Source organism: Embleya sp. NPDC020630 (genome assembly GCF_044334985.1).
Classification (GTDB): Bacteria; Actinomycetota; Actinomycetes; order Streptomycetales; family Streptomycetaceae; genus Embleya.
Genome location: NZ_JBIRUB010000001.1, coordinates 106205 through 122702, shown reverse-complemented (window position 1 = coordinate 122702; position 16498 = coordinate 106205). Strand labels below are relative to the sequence as shown.

Annotated in this window: 15 protein-coding genes and 1 pseudogene; 5 read left to right on the top strand and 11 right to left on the bottom strand. The window is 72.1% G+C overall.

Annotation, left to right across the window (positions count from 1 at the left end):
* Positions 1–92: 92 nt before the first annotated feature.
* The 5 genes from ACH4XV_RS00495 to ACH4XV_RS00475 form a co-directional block, all read right to left on the bottom strand.
* Positions 93–2369, bottom strand: coding sequence for a hypothetical protein (locus ACH4XV_RS00495; protein ID WP_395785687.1), 2277 nt, complete (start codon positions 2367–2369; stop codon positions 93–95).
* A gap of 76 nt (positions 2370–2445) precedes the next feature.
* Entirely contained in the window at positions 2446–3285 is an 840-nt protein-coding gene (locus tag ACH4XV_RS00490) for a nucleic acid/nucleotide deaminase domain-containing protein (RefSeq protein ID WP_395785685.1), read from the bottom strand.
* Between the two features lie 40 nt (positions 3286–3325).
* Positions 3326–3910: an SUKH-4 family immunity protein gene (locus ACH4XV_RS00485; protein WP_395785683.1), complete on the bottom strand. Its 585-nt coding sequence runs from the start codon at positions 3908–3910 to the stop codon at positions 3326–3328.
* A 20-nt stretch (positions 3911–3930) separates the two neighbouring features.
* Positions 3931–5307 carry a hypothetical protein gene (locus ACH4XV_RS00480; RefSeq protein ID WP_395785681.1) on the bottom strand — a complete coding sequence of 459 codons (1377 nt, stop codon included), beginning with the start codon at positions 5305–5307 and terminating at the stop codon, positions 3931–3933.
* Between the two features lie 281 nt (positions 5308–5588).
* Positions 5589–6848 carry an MFS transporter gene (locus ACH4XV_RS00475; protein ID WP_395785679.1) on the bottom strand — a complete coding sequence of 420 codons (1260 nt, stop codon included), beginning with the start codon at positions 6846–6848 and terminating at the stop codon, positions 5589–5591.
* A 133-nt stretch (positions 6849–6981) separates the two neighbouring features.
* On the opposite strand from ACH4XV_RS00475, the gene ACH4XV_RS00470 reads away from it, so the two are divergent.
* Complete coding sequence (locus ACH4XV_RS00470) at positions 6982–7356, top strand: ArsR family transcriptional regulator (RefSeq protein ID WP_395785677.1); 375 nt, start codon at positions 6982–6984, stop codon at positions 7354–7356.
* Between the two features lie 44 nt (positions 7357–7400).
* Here the strand turns inward: ACH4XV_RS00470 and ACH4XV_RS00465 are convergent, their stop codons facing one another.
* Together ACH4XV_RS00465 and ACH4XV_RS00460 are read right to left on the bottom strand one after the other, a co-directional pair.
* Entirely contained in the window at positions 7401–8078 is a 678-nt protein-coding gene (locus tag ACH4XV_RS00465; protein ID WP_395785675.1) for a hypothetical protein, read from the bottom strand.
* A gap of 165 nt (positions 8079–8243) precedes the next feature.
* Positions 8244–9101 carry an SDR family oxidoreductase gene (locus tag ACH4XV_RS00460; protein WP_395785673.1) on the bottom strand — a complete coding sequence of 286 codons (858 nt, stop codon included), beginning with the start codon at positions 9099–9101 and terminating at the stop codon, positions 8244–8246.
* 135 nt (positions 9102–9236) lie between these two features.
* Here ACH4XV_RS00460 and ACH4XV_RS00455 point away from each other — a divergent pair, with 135 nt between their 5' ends.
* Positions 9237–9986 (top strand): TetR/AcrR family transcriptional regulator, encoded by a 750-nt coding sequence (locus tag ACH4XV_RS00455; protein ID WP_395785671.1) that lies wholly within the window; start codon positions 9237–9239, stop codon positions 9984–9986.
* A 48-nt stretch (positions 9987–10034) separates the two neighbouring features.
* Here ACH4XV_RS00455 and ACH4XV_RS00450 read toward each other — a convergent pair whose 3' ends face one another.
* Together ACH4XV_RS00450 and ACH4XV_RS00445 are read right to left on the bottom strand one after the other, a co-directional pair.
* Entirely contained in the window at positions 10035–10364 is a 330-nt protein-coding gene (locus tag ACH4XV_RS00450; RefSeq protein ID WP_380008390.1) for a helix-turn-helix domain-containing protein, read from the bottom strand.
* Positions 10361–10732 carry a type II toxin-antitoxin system RelE/ParE family toxin gene (locus ACH4XV_RS00445; RefSeq protein ID WP_380008393.1) on the bottom strand — a complete coding sequence of 124 codons (372 nt, stop codon included), beginning with the start codon at positions 10730–10732 and terminating at the stop codon, positions 10361–10363. Before ACH4XV_RS00445 ends, ACH4XV_RS00450 begins: the two co-directional genes overlap by 4 nt.
* Positions 10733–10874: 142 nt before the next feature.
* On the opposite strand from ACH4XV_RS00445, the gene ACH4XV_RS00440 reads away from it, so the two are divergent.
* Positions 10875–12188, top strand: coding sequence for a DUF445 domain-containing protein (locus ACH4XV_RS00440; protein ID WP_395785668.1), 1314 nt, complete (start codon positions 10875–10877; stop codon positions 12186–12188).
* A gap of 30 nt (positions 12189–12218) precedes the next feature.
* On the opposite strand, the gene ACH4XV_RS00435 is transcribed toward ACH4XV_RS00440, so the two are convergent.
* Positions 12219–13841, bottom strand: a complete 1623-nt coding sequence (locus ACH4XV_RS00435) for an acyl-CoA synthetase (protein WP_395785666.1) — start codon at positions 13839–13841, stop codon at positions 12219–12221.
* A 198-nt stretch (positions 13842–14039) separates the two neighbouring features.
* Between ACH4XV_RS00435 and ACH4XV_RS00430 the strand changes: the two are divergent.
* Both ACH4XV_RS00430 and ACH4XV_RS00425 read left to right on the top strand, forming a co-directional pair.
* Positions 14040–14699: pseudogene (locus tag ACH4XV_RS00430) on the top strand (serine/threonine-protein kinase); the annotation flags it as partial.
* 301 nt (positions 14700–15000) lie between these two features.
* Positions 15001–15534 (top strand): hypothetical protein, encoded by a 534-nt coding sequence (locus ACH4XV_RS00425; RefSeq protein WP_395787082.1) that lies wholly within the window; start codon positions 15001–15003, stop codon positions 15532–15534.
* Positions 15535–15626: 92 nt separating this feature from the next.
* Here ACH4XV_RS00425 and ACH4XV_RS00420 read toward each other — a convergent pair whose 3' ends face one another.
* Positions 15627–16427, bottom strand: a complete 801-nt coding sequence (locus ACH4XV_RS00420) for a crotonase/enoyl-CoA hydratase family protein (protein WP_380008408.1) — start codon at positions 16425–16427, stop codon at positions 15627–15629.
* Positions 16428–16498: the final 71 nt, after the last annotated feature.

Below are 16498 nucleotides of genomic sequence, written 5' to 3'. Positions count from 1 at the left end.
CCTGTCGACGCTACGCACCGATTCCGGCCTTGTACATGCTTTTCGGGCCGGGTCGGCCCGTCCCACGCCCGCGCCGAACATCCGAACAACCGTCATCCGGCGGCTCGTTCGAGGCGCAGTCCGATCACCCCCGCGGCCGTGCCCAGCACGATGTGGCCCTCCACCGATACCGCGATCCCGGTCACCGGCAGACCCGGGTTCAGGTCCACCGTCGTGTCGTCGCCCGGTCGGCGCAGCCGGACCGGGCCGTCCGCCCAGGCCACCGCGATCAGCAGGCCATCGGTGGTCTGTTCGCAGGCGAGCGCGGTCACCGGGGCGGCGCGCGCGTCCAGCGCGTCCGGGCCCGGCTCGGCGCCCGGGCTCCACATCCGCACCCGGCCGTCGCGCCCGCCGCTGATCACCAGCGTCGGCGCTCCGGCGGTGCCGGTGCGGACCGCGCCCAGCGCGGTGACCGGGCCGGTGTGCAGCGGCGCGGAGAACACACCGCGCGGCGGCGGCTCGTCGCCGGCCGGGGCGGAGGCCGGGGTCGGCGCCGGGGCGTAGCACCACACGGCGCCCTCGGCGTCGCCGAGCGCGGGCAGCGGATGCGCGCACAGCACGGTCGGCTCGGCACCGCAGGTGTTGACCAGGCGCTGGAATCCGGCCTCCAAGGCGCCGCGCGGGCCGTGATAGGCGGCGTCCAGGACGTCCACGCCGCCCCATCGGTTCAGCGTGGCGACCCGGCCGCCGTAGGTACTCGCGAGCGCGCGCAGCGGAATCGGCCCGAAGGAGGCGCCGACCCGGCCGACGATGCCGCCGTCGGCGCCGCGCACGGTGCGGATCGTGCCGGTGTCGTCCACGAGGAGCGCCTGTCCCGCCAGCGCGCCGCGGCCCGATGCGGCGGCGAGCACCGGTCCCGGCCACCGGTCGGGCCGCTGCGGGTCGCCCTCGCTCCACCGGGCCCACTCGGCCCGCCAGCCCGGCGCCGCGGCCCGGTCCGCGAGTCGGCGCGCGGCGTCGTCGTCGCGGCCGAGTCGGTGCATCGCGAGCAGGGCCGCCCGCATCCCCGGCGCGGGCTCCGCGACCAGCGCGCCGTACGCGCCGCGAAACGCCGCCTGCGCCGGGTCCGCCCACTGCCCGGTGGCCACCAGCGCGCCGGCCACCACGTGCGGCCGGGCCAGCGCCTGCACGATCGGGTCGACCGCGAGCGCCGCCGCGTCCCCGATCCGCACACTGTGCTCCAGGATCGCCGACAGCCGCTCCTCGCCCGCGTCGTAGAGCCCGGCCAGGTCCACGATGCCCGCGTCCGCGTCCCGCCGTAGTGCCGTGTGCACCCGGGCCGCCCGGCCGGGATCGCGGCATTCCCGGCGCTGCCCCGCCACGAAGTCGGCGAGCGGCCCGGCCGGCAGCGCCCAGGTGTCGCCGCCGTCGAGCAGCGGGGGCAGCGCGCGGGTCGCCGCCGCGATCGGCGCATCCGTCGCGGCGCCGCCGGGGCCCGGCGCCGGGCCCGGATACAAGGTCGAACAGGCGATCGCCCACTGCCGCGCGGTCAGCGGCAGGTCGAGGCCGTACAGGGCGGCCACCGCCGAGCGCACGTCCTCGCCCAGGCCCGCCCACCACGCCCGGTGGATCCGGGCGAACCGCTCCGCCGCGCCGGCCGGGTCGACCGCCGAGACCGCCGAGACCGCCGAGACCCCCGAAACCGCAAAGGCGGGCGGCGCCGAGGCCCCGTCCACCCGCGCGGTGAGCCGGGCCAGGCCGGGGTGCGGGTAGGCGACCTCGGCGTCGAGCGGCGCCGTGCCCGGTGCGGCGGCGAGCAGTTCGGCGTACCAGCGGGCGAACCGGCCCGGATGGGTCCACCTGGGTTCGTCCAGATCCAGCGCGGCCGGCCCCGCGACCCGGGTGAACGCGGCCCGGGTCGCGGCGTCCGCGCACTCCACGAGCAGCCGTACGTGCGGCAGGTCGAGCAGCGGGTCGAGCAGCTCGGTGACGATCCGGGCGCCCTCCCCAGGGCGTCCCGGCACGCCCGCGTGGTCGAGATCGGCGATCGTGATCACCGTGCGCCGGGGGTCCAGGGCCGTCCCGGCGACGAGGTGGCGGGGTGTCCGGGCCGCGATCCCCAGATGCCGCGCCAGTTCGACGGTGACCCCGTGCAGGGTCGATCCGCCGGCCGGGACGAACGCGTGCAGTCGGCGCGCGGGCGGCGTGTCGTGCCCGGCGGTGGCCGCGTACAGCCAGGCCAGCAGGTGCGACTTGCCCACCCCCGGCGAGCCGCCGACCAGGCACAATCGGGGCGAGCGCGGATCGTCGAGCCAACCGAGCAGCGCGCGGGCGGCGAGGTGGCGCCCACCCGTCATGTGCGGCAGCCGATGCCCGTCCTGGTCGACCACGGTCTCCGTCCCCCGATTCCCACCGCTCGTAGCGCTGTGTGCCGCTCGTACCGTGCCCGGTCGGTGTGGCGCTCCGTCAGTGGTTGCCCGCCTGCTCGGCGATGTGCGTCATCAGCGCCCGTACGCCGTCCTCCCGGGACTGCGCGGTCTCCCCGTAGCCGAAGCCGTGGGTGAACTCGGCGTCGGGGAACAGGCGGCCCATCCACAGCGCGCAGTAGTGGCCGGGCATCAGGCAGGGTTCGAGTTCGCAGTAGACCCGCCGAACGTCCTCGGCGTCCACTCCCGCGGCCGCCAGCCGGTACCACAGCAGTTCCTCCGGATGCGGCAGCCCCGGGCGCGACGACTCGGTCACGATCTTCGATTCGCCGCCGGCGTCCACGATCTCGAAGGCGGCCGAACTGCCGATGTTCAGCGGGAGTCGCACGTCGTCCAGGACCCTGGGCCACCATGCCTCGCGCTCGACGAACGCGGCGGGATCGGCCGCCGTCAACGTCTCGCGAAGCTCCCGGTACAGCGGGAACCCCTCCATCGGCTCGTCCACGGCGGCGATCCGGGGCAACATCTGATCGAGCGTCAACAACCCGTCGGCGAACGCCTCCACACTGCTCGCCACGGACATCGCGGGCAGGTCGACGCCGAGGAACATGGCCCGCACCGACCCGTCGCCGGCGACGTACAGCTCCGCCCCCTGGTCGGTCCCGAGCCGAACCCGGTCCCGAAGCCCGGCATCGGGCAGCACCTCACCGACCGCATCGGCGAACGCCCCCATCGTGAGCGGGTGTTCGTCCTCCGCGGCGATGAAGTACGCGCCGACCTGCACGGGCAGCGGCAGGCCGTCGAGGTCCGGCGACGCGTACGTGCGCAGCCCGTCCCGGCCGAAGCGCTGGTGGAGGTCGGCGGAGAGGTCGACGTTCATGGCGGTGCGGGTTTCCTTCCCGATCGCTCGGCTCGATCGCTCAGCTCAGTGGATACAGGCCGTCGACGTACGAGCCGAAATAGAAGACCCACAGGCTGTCCCCCTGCCAGGGAAGCGGGTCGCGCGGCTCGATCCGGGCCCGAACGGAGTCGGCCACATGCGCGTATTCGTCGTTGCTCGGGCCCCGGGTTCCCGGTGCGGTGCGCGGGGTCTCCTGCTCCAGCAGGCACAACATGGTGCACAGCGAGGACAGATCCCCGTTGATCGTGCAGTAGTCCGCCCCGTCCTCCGGGAACGCGTGGATCCGGCCGGTTTCCAGGTGCAGGAAGACGTACCAGTACTGGATTCCGCCCAGCAGGAGTACCGGGCCGACGCCGTCCAGCTCGGGCAGGTCCACACCCTCGTCCGGATCGCCGAGATCCAGCAGCCGCGATGGCTGTGCGCCCTCCTCGCCGGCCAGCGCGGGGGCGATCCGGAACAGCCCCTGCGGCAGGCCCACGTCGCACAGGAAGTCCAGATCCTCGGCCCGAGCCTCCACCCCGGCGAGCGCGGCGCGTGAGGCACGCACGACCCGTCGCTCGGGAAACGCCTCCAGGAGCCGGCCCCGGTCGATGTCGAAGATCATCCACTACTCCAGCGTCGGGCTCAGGGATACCGGTACGTGTATACACCGGCGAGCGGACTCGTGTTGCCGGCCCGGTGCTGCTGCTCCAGGTCGAACATGTACAGGTTGAACGGACCGTTGCGGTCCGCCCCGTCGAGCCGACTCGAATCGAAGTCCGCGACGTGGCTGACCTCCAGCGGGGAGCTGCGACCCGGACCGTTGAGATGCATGTCGACCCACAGGTCGCAGCCGGCCCCGCCGGTCTGCGGGAAGACCTGGCAGGGCGCACGTTCGGTATACAGCCGGGTCACATCGTTCTGCATGCCGTTGTGCACCATCGGCAACCCGATCGCTCGTTCCGAGTGACCGCCGTTCTGGCCGCTGCTGCCCACCAGGATGAAGTCTCCGGCGGCTTGTCCGGAAGGGTCCCGATAGTACAGCGACGCATAGTTGTTCCCGCCGTAGTCGTTGCCCGCCCGACGCACGTCCTCCACCGCCTGGGACAGATCCGTGGGGTGTTCCAGACGCTGCGATTGCACGGGAGTGCGCGGACCGGCGCCGTCGTCCGCCTGCTCCTTCGAGAACCGTTTGTATCTTCCCTTGCCACCCGGCACCGGGACACGTTTCGGTTTGCCCTTGGGGGTGAGATCGGGATTGCCGGCGTCGTCGGTCTTGATCTTGACCTTGATCGTGCCGTCCGGATTGAGCACCCGGTCGATGCCGCTGTTCGTGCCACCGGCGGTGACGGGCACGAGTTGGCCGTTCACCAATTGATGGACCCGGCCGTTCTCGTCGACGAAGTACACCGGGGTGCGGTTCGAGCCGGGCTTTTGCGCGGCGTTGCCCGACGGGCCCTTGCCGTCGCGCTCGGCGTCGCCGATCTTCTTCGGGTCGCCGTCGATGCGCTGCCCGAACTTCTTGAGGTTGGCCTCCTCGGTGGCGGCCGTCTTCTTGGCGCTGACCCGCACGTTCCCGGCGGTCTTGGCGACCGCCTGCTGGAGCGCCCCGCCGGCCCGGGAATGGCCGGTGGACAGCGGCTCGAAGACCTTGCCGAAGGTCTGGCCCAGGCTGTCCTTGTTCCAAAACGAACCCTTGGCCTGGAGTACGCCGCTCAACTTCGTATGCGCGGCCTCGATCCGGGCGGCGGAGGCGTCGATGCCCCGGGCGCCGGACTCGACGTGTTCCGGCTTGTGGCTGAAGCCGTTGCCGCCCCTGGGCGGCGGTCCGGCGGGCGCGCCGGACTTGGCGGTGGTGGTCGCCGGCGGGCCGCCGGGGGCGCCGCCGGTGTCGCCGCCGGGACGTTTGGGTGCCTTGGGTACGGTCGCGGTCGGTGCCCCGCCGCTCGGCTTGGTCGTGTCGTGGCCGGTGCCCGAGGCGCCCGAATCGCCGCCTTTCGGGCCGGTCTTCGTCTTGCCCATCCCCGATCGCCTCCCCGTAGGACGTCGTGTGCGTACGACGTTCGGGGAGACGGCGAACCGATGCCGCCGAGGTGGACGCGAGGCGCGCCCGCCCGTTCGATGCGGGGCGACCCGCTCGCGGGCGCCGCGCGCCACTGCCCCCGTAGTGATCGAACGACGCCGACCAACCTACGTTCGATGCGCGTGGGAACCAACCGGATTCGGGTCAAGTAATGGAAATCCTGGGGCAGTCGAGGGTGTTTCCGCACGGACGTGTCGCTCGACCGATCCGGGTCGCGGCCTCAACCGCGTGCCCCTGCCGCGCGGTTCGTCCGCACCAGGACCGCCGCGACGGTGGCCGCGCCGATCAGGGCGATCGCGAACGCCGTGGTTCCGGTACGCAGGCCCACCGCGTCGCTCAGGTAGCCGACAGCGACCGGAAGCAGGCCGGCGGGCAGGTAACCGCCCACGCTCAGCGCCGCGTTGGCCTCGGCGGCGCGCTCGCGCGGGACATGCGCGCCGAGGAGGGTGAGGCCGCCGAGTTGGCCGAGGCCCTGACCGGCGCCGGCGAGGATCGCGGCCGTGATCAACAGGGGCGCGGACGCGAGGTAAACGGCGGCGATCAGCACGATCATGCCGGCGGCGATCGCGGCGGCCCCTGCGCGCAGCACCGTGCGAACCGCCCACCGGCGCACCGCGAACTGCACGCCGGTCGCGGCGGCGAACATCACGAACGCCGTGGAGCCCGCGACGATCCGGCTCGACGTGTCGAGGAGGTCGGCCAGGAGGGCGGGGCCGAGCGAGAGCACGAACGAGGTGGCCGTGATGCCGGGGGCGAACACCGCGATTCCCAGAAGCAGTTGGCCGCGATTCGCGGCGGGCACGGACGGCAGGCGGAACCACCGGGCGGCGGTGGGTGCGGCGACCGGTCGGGCGAGCGGCAGCCGGTACACGACCACGAACGCCGTGGCGAGCAGCACCGCCTCGACCACGAACACGGTGGTCGTCGGCCCGGGCACGGTCTCGGACAACACGCCCGCGAGCATCGGCCCGAGCCCGGCGCCGAGCACCATCGCGGACGAGGCCGCCAACGCCCCGAGCCGCCGGTGCGTCGCCCCGGCGACATCGGCGACCGCGGCCATCCCGGCCGACACGGTCGCGCCGACGGCGATGCCGGTGAGCAGGCGCGCGACGACGAGCGCGGGCACCGAGGCGGCGGTGGCGAAGACGAGGCAGGCGAGCGCGGCCAGACCGAGGGCGGGCAGCAGTACCGGTTTGCGGCCGATCCGGTCGGAGAGCGCGCCGGCGACGGTGAGCGCGCCGAGCAGGCCGACGATGTAGGCCGCGAAGATCACGGTCGACGTGCCGGAGGAGAAGCCGAGTTCGCGCCTCCAGACGACATAGAGCGGGGTCGCCGCGTTGGAGAGCACGAACACGGCGGTCACCGGCCAGGCGGCGAGCCGGATCCGGGCGGGCGACACGGGCGCGGGCGGAAGAGGCGCGGGCGGGACGGAGGTGGGCGCGGCGGGCACGGGCGCAGGGCGGACGTCGGTCGGTGACATGGAACCCCCAGGACACGGCTGTACGAATCGAGTCGTACTGACTGTACGAGTGAATTCGAACATGAAGTGCAGTACGATGCAACTCGTACAGCAGCGGCCGGCGCCGGCCGCCCACGGCGAGGAGAGATGCCCAGTGGTCCACAATGCGGTCGTCCGCCCGGTCCCCGACGACGCCCCCGAGCCGCTGCCGGAGCCTGCGGCCGGGGAGTTGCGCCTCGAAGTGGTCATGGGTGCGCTGAGCACCCCGCTCCGGATGGGCATCGTGCGCACGCTGCTCCTGGACTCGACCGAGTTCGACCACACGTGCGGCTGGTTCGGCCTCGCCCAACCCAAGTCCTCGCTCACCCACCACTTCCGCGCCCTGCGCGAGGCCGGCCTGATCCGGCAGCGCCAGTACGGTCTGGAACGCCGCAGCCACGTCCGCGTCGACGACCTGGACCACCGCTTCCCGGGCCTGCTCGACCTCGTCGCCGCGTGGACCCCCGCCCCCCAACCGAGCGACGCCTGAGCGTGGTTGCCGCTCCGGGCCCGCGGCGACCGTACCGCCACGCCCTACAGGCGGTCGTACCAGCCCGGGTGGCTGTTGTGCAGGGCCGCGAGGGCCAGGAGTATCCGGCAGTCGACGTGGCCCGGCGGCAACTCGTAGGAGTCGGTGGTACCGACGCTGCCCAGGTATTCGAAGACGCGCCTGCCGTCGTGACGCCAGATGGTGCGCAGCGGCAACCTCGGTGCCTTGCCGCCCAGTACGGCCACCGCCATCATCAGCCCCCACAACGGGGACAAGGCCCACCACGCGATCCAGCCGAACGTGGTGCCCTTGGCCGCGTGCAGCGTCGGTCCCTCGGCCGGGCGGATCGTCCAGGACGTGCGGCGCAGTCGGCGGATGCTGCCCTGCTCGCGATGCACCGTCGCCAGGTGCTCCCCGGCCGGTCCGGTGATGCTGTAGACCGCGTAGTCGGATGCGGCGGAGTAGGTGCCCACCGCGGCGATCCGCTGTCGGCGGGCGCGGTCGGCCCACAGGACCAGATGCCGCGAGGGGGAACTGCCCATGCCGTCGGTGGGCGCCGCGTCGATGTACGCGACGTCCTCGTAGTGCCGTTCGCCCTGCGGGCGGACCCGGACGATCGGGCCGACCCACGTATGGGCGGGCACGTCCCTGGCTTCATCAGCCTGGAGTGCGCGGCGTACCTCGATTGCGGCACCCGCGCCGGTGTGAAGCGCGACGGTCATGTGCGTCCAGAGTTCGGTAAACGGCCGGTCTGGACAGCAGGGTAGACAGCGCGGAGGCCCTGTGGGGAACGTGGGAGCGAGAACCCCACCAAAGCGTGCACCGGTCGGGCGGAATGTCCGTCCGACCGGTGGGTTTGTACCCATGTCGGGCTCTGCGCAGGCGACTTACCCGCGCGGGACGGCGAGTACGGCGAAGTCCTCGCGGTGGTCCAGGACCCAGGTGCGGAAGCTGCGCCCGGGCCGGCCGGTGATCGCCTCGGTGGCGCCGGAGACGGGCTCGGGGTCGACGGCGTGCTGCCACAGGTCGAGAAGGGCCTCGGCGTAGCCCTCGTTCATGTGCCGGGTCAGGCCCGCCAGCGCCTCCTCGCGGCTCACCTCGGCGAACGGGAGCGTGTGGCCGAGGACATCGGACAGGATCGCGATCTGCTCGGCGAAGGACATCGATTCGGGGCCGTTGAGGTCGATCGTCTCGCCGAGGCGGTCGCCGGCGAGCAGCACGGCGGCGGCGACGTCGGCGATGTCGTCCTCGTGGATCGGGGCCAGCTGGGCGTCGGGGTACGGGAGTTGAATGCTGCCGGCGCCGAGGATCTGGTACTTCCAGCCGATCGTGTTGCCGGCGAACGCACCGGGGCGCAACACCGTGTACGGGAGGCCGGATTCGGCGACGGCGACCTCGACCGCGTGGTGGCTCGCGGCGAGCGGGTTGGCGGCGGGGTCGGGCGCGGCGGCGGCGGCCGAGGACAGCAGCACGATGTGCCGGACCCCGGCGGTACGCGCGACCGCCAGGAAGTCGGCGATGCCGGCGGCCTCGGCGTAGAGGAAGACGTTGTGCACGTCGCGCAGCGCGGCGGCGGCGTCGGCGCCGGGCTCGCGCAGCGACAGCCGGACGGCTTGGACGCCGGGGGCCGGATCGAGGGCGGTCGGGTCGCTGCTCGCGATCCGCACGTCGCGGCCGGCGGCGAGGAGGCGGGTGACGACGCCGCGGGCAACACTGCCGCGAGCGCCGGTGACGAGGGTGGTCATGGTGATCGATGTCCTTGCGTATGCATGGGGCCGCCGTGGCGCATCGGCCGGGGGCCGTGCACTCCGAACGAACGACGTTCGTCACGAACAACGTACGTTTCGAACAGTGTTCCGTCAAGGCGTTATGCTCGGACCATGTCGAACCCTCCCGGCGCACCTCGACGGTCCGCCCCCGCCGCCCCGGTCAGCCGCCGCACCCGCCCGGCCAAGGCCGCGCTCAGCGCCGACGCACTCGTGTCCGCCGCGCTCGCGATCCTGGACGCGGACGGGCTGGAGGCGGTGACCATGCGGCGGGTCGCCCAGGCGCTCGACACGGGCGCGGCGTCGCTGTACGTCTATGTGGCGAACCGGGACGAACTCCTGGCGCTGGTCCACGACCGGGTGGTGGGCGAGATCCCGCTGCCCGCCGTCGGTCCGGTCGGCGCGCCGGTGCCGCACTGGCGGGCGGAGCTGACCACGCTGATCGGCAACGCCGTCACCGTCCTCGGCAACCGGCGCGGCATCGCGTCGGTTGCCCTGGGCGACGTCCCGACCGGCCCCAACGCACTGGCCCTCGCCGACACGATCCTGGCCCTGCTGGCCGGCGCGGAGATCGACGACCTCACCCGCTCGCTCGCGCTGGACCTGATCAACCTGTACATCACCGCCGCCGCGACGGAAGAGTCCGCCTACGCCGCCAAGGGCGAACAGGGCCAAACCGAGGAGAGCGCGGTGGCCGAGATGAACGAAACCTTCGCCCGCCTGTCCGCGACCGAATACCCCCACCTGGTCGCCATGCGCCCCACCCTCACCGAAGGCTCCGGCGACGAACGCGACGCCTGGGCCATCGAGGTCTTGCTCAACGGCATCCTCACCACCCCCGCCCACGCACCCCGATCCCCCTGACCCCAACCCCCACCGCGGGCCGATCCCCGGCAGGGCCGGCGTCGTCGTTCAGGCCACCCGAAACGACATGTCGCCGATGTTGACGGTGACGTCGAGCCGCCCACCCAGCGCGGCCGCATACGAGCGCAACGTCTCCAGTTCCATGGCCTCCAGGTCACCGGTCTCGATCTGGGACACGCGCGCCTGGGAAACCCCGAGGACCGCCGCCACCTCGGCCTGCGTTCGTCCCAGGGACTTGCGGAGTTCCTTCAGGTGGAAGCCGACGACATAGGCGTCCAGTTCCGCCCGGGCCCGCGACCGCACCCCGGGATCGGCCAGGTCCGGGTTGACGCGGTGGGCATCGGCCTTGACGTCCTGCCAGCGCCGTGCGGGACTCATGATCGCTGCTCCTTCTGCTCCTCGCGGTACTCCTGATACCGAGCCTCCGCGAGCGGGATCGCTTCCTCGTACCACCGTGACCACTGACCGGCCTTGTCGCCGGCCACGAGGAAGATCGCCTGCCGATCGGGATCGAAAACAAACAGTATGCGAATCTCGGTGCGCCGCCGGGAAGCCGGGCGCAACTCCTTGAGGTTCGGCAGGCGACTGCCCTGCAAGGTGTCGACGAGCGGACGGCCCAGCGTCGGCCCACGCTGCGCCAACAGATCGATGGCTTCCACGATGAGGGCTGCCGAATCCGCGTCGGTCTCGCACAGCTTCAGGAACCAACTCTCCACGGGTTCAAGAAGGCAGATCTCCCATGACACGCGTCGAATATAACATGTGGCTTATATTTTTCGAGGTGAAGCGCTTGACCATGGAGGTCTTACCGGGGGGCGTGAGGAGGGCCACCTGACTGGGTGGTGTCGTGGCGGCTATTCGGGTGGGCAGATCATCACAATGACCCTCATGGAAGATCTGGCCGAACCCGTGGCCCCGGCTCCACGTTCTCGACCCGTCGGCGGCGCCGATCGCACTGCCGCCGAGGTGGAGAAGTTGCGTGGGGTGCGGCGGATGAAGGTGATCGCCACCGGCTTTTTGGTTTTCGCCGTGGTGTTGTTCGTGCTGGCGCGGTGGGCCGAGGCTCGGGGGGCCGGGGCGTGGGCCGGGTACGTCCAGGCGGCGGCGGAGGCCGGGATGGTCGGCGCGATGGCCGACTGGTTCGCGGTGACCGCGCTGTTCCGGCGCCCGCTCGGGTTGCCGATCCCGCACACCGCGATCATCCCGACCCGCAAGGACGCCCTCGGGCGCAACCTCGGCGAGTTCGTCGGCGAGAACTTCCTCTCCGACGCGGTGGTGCGGCAACGCCTGGCCCGCATGGATGTCTCCCGACGCGCCGGCACCTGGCTGGCCGCCCCCGGGCACGCCGAACGGGTCACCGAGCAGCTGGGCGCGCTGGCCCGTGCCGCGCTGACCGTGCTGCGCGACGAGGACGTGCAGAACGTGTTCGGCCAGGCGATCACCCGTCGGATCTCCGCCCAGGCCGTGGCCCAGCCGATCGGCGAACTGCTCGACCGGCTCGTGCGCGACGGCGCCCACCACGGCCTGGTCGACCTGGTGGCGTCCAAGGCGCACGACTGGCTGGAGACGCATCGCGAGGCCGTACTGCGCGTGGTCAGCGAGGAGTCCCCCGGCTGGTCCCCGCGTTTCCTGGATCGGCAGATCGCCAACAAGGTGCACCGCGAACTCGTGCGCTTCGCGGGCGCGGTGCGCGACGACCCGGAGCACACGGCCCGACTCGCCGTGGACACCTTCCTCGCCGACGTGGCCCGCGACCTCCAGCACGACCCGGCGATGATCGCCCAGATAGAGCGCCTGCGCGACCGCACCATCGCGCACCCGGCCGTGCAGGACCTGATCGCGTCGGTGTGGGGCGCCGCGCGCGCGATGCTCGTCGAGGCCACCGAGGACCCCGACAGCGCGCTGCGCAACCGGGCCGGCGACGCGATCCGCTCGCTGGCGACCCGGCTCGCCGAGGACCCGCGCGTGCGCGGCAAGGCCGACCGCTGGATCGAGCAGGCCGCCGCCTATGTGGTGACCACCTACCGCGACGAGATCACCGCGCTGATCACCGACACCGTCGGCGCCTGGGATCCCCAGGAGACCAGCCGCAAGATCGAGATCAACGTCGGCCGCGACCTCCAGTTCATCCGGATCAACGGCACCGTCGTCGGCGCGCTGGTCGGCCTGCTGATCCACACCCTCACCCAGGTGCTCGGCTGAACCGACCCGGCCCCGACGACGCCGCCGCGCTCAGCTGCTCGGCCGCGCCGACTCCGACAGCTCCTCCGCCCGCGCCTTGGCCGCCCGCAGGTCCACCTTGCCCGCCGCCGTGCGCGGGATCGACTCGACGAAGTGGATGCGCTTGGGCGTCTTGTAGCCGGCGATCCGGGTCCGGGCGTGCGCGGTGATCGCCTCCGCCCCCGGGTCGGCGCCCTCGCGCAGCACCACGAGCGCGGTGACCGCCTGGCCGAAGCGCGGGTCGGGGACACCGACCACGACCGCGTCGAACACGTCCGCGTGCGACTTCAGCGCGTCCTCGACCTCGTCCGGGTACACCTTCTCGCCACCGGTGTTGATGGTCGCGCTGCCCCGCCCGAGCAGCAGGATGCCGCCGTCCTTGTCCAATTGCGCGTAGTCGCCCGGCAACACCCAGCGCCGCCCGTTCGCGTCCCGCACGAACGTGGCGCGCGTCTTCTCGTCGTCGCCGTGATACCCGAGCGGGATGTGCCCGCCGACGGCCAGTCGGCCCACGTCGCCCGAGCCCGGCTCGACCGGCACCAGGCGATCGTCCAGGACCGTCGTGGTCTCCGAGGAGGCGAACCGGGTGGCCGTGCCCGGCGCGCCGGTCTGCCGCATGGCGGCGCCGGTCTCCGACGCGCCGAAGCTGTCGATCACGAACATCCCGGCCTGTTCGAGCGCGGTCCGCACCGCCGCGCTCATCGGCGCCCCGCCGTTGCTGATCGCCTTGAGCGCGGACAGGTCGTAGGTGTCGGGGTTGGCCGCCAGCCAGTCCGCGAGGGGCCGGCCCATGCCGTCGCCGACCACGGCCATCGACAGCGCCTTCTCCCGCGACGCCAGCGCCATCACCGCGTCCGCCTCGAAGGCGCGCCCGGTCCACATCAGGAACGTGTTGCCCATGTAGAAGGTGTTCCACATCGACCACTGCCCGCCGCCGTGCATCATCGGCGCCAGGCCGAGCGTGGTCATTCCGGCCGACTCGCGCACCGTCTCCGCGAGTTCGCCCGGCGTGCGCAGCTTCGGCCGGGCGCCGCGCCCGGCCTGGAGGGCGGCGAAGAAGATGTCCTCGCCACGCCACAACACACACTTGGGCATCCCGGTGGTGCCGCCGGTGTACAGCCCGTACAGGTCGTCGGCGCTGCGCGCGCCGAAGCCACGCGCGGGCAAGGCCGCGGCGAGTGCGTCCTCGTAGCCCACGGTGTCCTCGGCCGGCTCGGTCGAGCCGTCCTCCAGGATCACCACGTGCCGCAGCGTCGGGAAGTCGGCCCGGATCGCCGCGGTCGCGCCGGCGAACGAGCGCTCGGCGATCACCGCGACCATGCCCGAGTTCTCGTACAGGTAGCGCAGCTCGGCCTCGACGTAGCGGTAGTTGATGTTGATCGGCACCGCCCGCGCCTTGTGGCAGCCGATCATCGCCTCGACCCACTCCGCGCGGTTCCACGCGTGGATCCCGACGAAGTCCCCGGGCTCGATCCCGGCCCCGAGCAGGTGGTGCGCGACCCGGTTGGCCCGCTCGTCCAGTTGACGGTATGTCAGGCGTACCTCGCCCGCGATCATCGCGGTGCGGTCGGGGATCGCGTCCACCACGATCTCGAACAGGTCGGCGAGGTTGAACGACGGGCTGACGGGCGTCATGGTCGGCTCCCACGGCGGATGTACGGATGCTCCCGACGCCGGGGATCCGGGGCCGAGGCGGGGATCCCATCCGGTCGGAAGCAGGGTCGGGCCAACTTACCCTTGACTCGATCAAAAGAATAGCCGCGCCATGATCCGGCAAAGCACTGTCGGAACCCGCCCGCGCGGCGGTACTTTCTCGCCACGAAGGCCCGGCATATGTCCCCGAACAGTCGGTTGCTCCACACTTGCGCGGCCACGCCCGACCCACGACCGAACTCCGGGGCAGACATGCGCGTTCTGGGTGGCAGATACGAATTGCTGGAGTCGGTCGGGCACGGCGGGATGGGCGTGGTCCGGCGCGGCGTGGACCGTGAGCTGGGCCGCACCGTCGCGGTCAAGGTGTTGCCCGTCGAGCTGACCCGGCAGCAGGAGTTCCGAGACCGGTTCCGGCGCGAGGCGCGCACCGTCGCCGGGTTGTCCCACCCGGGCGTCGCGACGCTGTACGACGTCGGCGAGGACACCACCGGCGCCGAGCCGATCCCGTTCCTGGTGATGGAGTTCGTCGACGGTCGCACGCCGGCCGAGACCCTGCGCGAGGGCCCGCTGCCGATCGGCCGCACCGTCTCGATCGCACACGACGTCGCCGACGCGCTCGTGCACAGTCACGGCCACGGCATGGTGCACCGCGACCTGAAGCCCGCCAACATCATGCTCACCTCGACGGGCGGGGTGAAGGTGCTCGCCGAGACCACCACCCGGCTGACCGCGACCGGGATGACCGTGGGCACTCCCGCGTACCTGTCCCCGGAGCAGATCGAGGGGCGCGACGTCGACGCCCGCACCGACCTGTACTCGCTCGGCGCGCTCGTCTACGAACTGCTCACCGGCCGGCCGCCGTTCCTGGCCGATTCGCCGTTCGCGGTGATGCACCAGCACCTGTCCAGGCCGCCGACCCCGCCGTCGGCGATGCGCCCGCAGGTGCCCGAGGAGCTGGACGCGGCCGACCCAGGTTCGGCCGCCCGACCCGGGCCCGCCGCCCCCGTTCGACTTCGGGCCGCCGCCGTGGCGGCCCGGTCTCCCGCCGGCCGTCGGCTCCGCACCGCAGCGCTCCGGCGGCCCCTGGGCGGTCCGCTTCCGGCTCGGCGCCGACGGCCTGCTCGCCGTCGCGGGCGGCGCGATGCTCGCGGCCGGGTGGCTGAGCACCCGGCCCGAGGGGTTCAAGGGGTTCAACTACCTGTGTCTGGCCTCGGCGGTGCTCGCCGCCGTCGCGCTGCTGTGGTCGGCGCGGCTGGCGGTGGTACTGGTGTGGGGACCGCTCGCGGTGTTGGCCGCCGCCCTGTTCGCGCCGGCCTACCGCCGAAGCTATCGACGGCAGCCGTTCCTCCCCTACCGCGACTCCGACAGTTGGAACGCGAACGACCTCACCGGCGACGAGTTCACCGCCATCGTGCCGTTCGCGCTGCTCGCCCTGGTCTTCCTGGTCGCGTTCCTTCGGCGCCGGGACGCCCCCGCCCTCTACATCGCGGCGTTCTGGCTGTTCGCGGCCCTGGCCGGCTGGTCGTGCACGTCGCTGAGCGACGGCACGTTGATGATCACCCTGTGGGTCGTGCTCACCCTGCCGGCCTCGATCGAAGTGGCTCGCGAGGTGCGCTCGCGGCGTCCGGCCGCGACATCGCCGAAATTTTCCGGTCGATCGACGCAACCCGCGTGACCGCACACGCGTCGAGATGATGAGGACCCGCCGGGGGATTGCCGTCCCTGACCCGGCGGGCCCGTTTCATGCCGAAGTTTTCCGATGGCACATCACGTGCCCTTGAACTCCGGGGTCTTCTTCTCCGCGAAGGCTCGCGGACCGATCTTGGCGTCGTCGCTCATGAATACCCGCATTCCGATCTGCGACTCCAGCTTGAACGCATCTTCCTCGGTCAACTGGTCGGTTTCACGCAGAACGCGCAGGACCGCCTGAACGGCGAGCGGACCGTTGGCGGCGATCTGGTGGGCGATCTCCTTCGCCTTCTCCAACGCGCCGCCATCGGGTACGACATGCCCGATCAGACCGAGCTCCTTGGCTTCGGGCGCCTTGATGTGGCGGCCCGTCAACAGCAGGTCGGCGGCGACAGTGTACGGAATCTGCCGGCGCAGGCGCACCGCCGACCCACCGAGCGGGAAAAGACCCCAGCGCACCTCGGAAACCCCGAAGCGGGCCGACTCGCCGGCCACCCGGATGTCCGTGGCCTGGAGGATCTCGGTGCCGCCCGCGATGGCCGGGCCCTCGATGGCGGCGATCAACGGCTTGGTGAGGGTGAAGCCCTTGAGACACCACTTCATCACGGACATGTCCATGGCCGGCCTGCCCTCGCCGCCCTTGAACGCGTCGCCGGGCGCGCGCCGGCTCATCGCCTTCAGGTCGGCGCCCGCGCAGAACGCGCCGCCGGCGCCGGTGAGGATGGCCACCCGGATCTCGGGGTTGGCGTTCACCTCGTCCCAGGCGGCCTCCAGGATCTCGACCATCTCACCGGTGACCGCGTTGCGGGCCTCGGGGCGGTTCATCGTGATGACCAGGACGGGGCCGTCCCGCTCGACCAGGGCGTGCGGTTCGCTCATGTCTGTTCGTCTCCAGAAGATCCGGGAATCACGGGATGCGGCGCCGGCGCGACCGCACCTGGGGTGGGCTG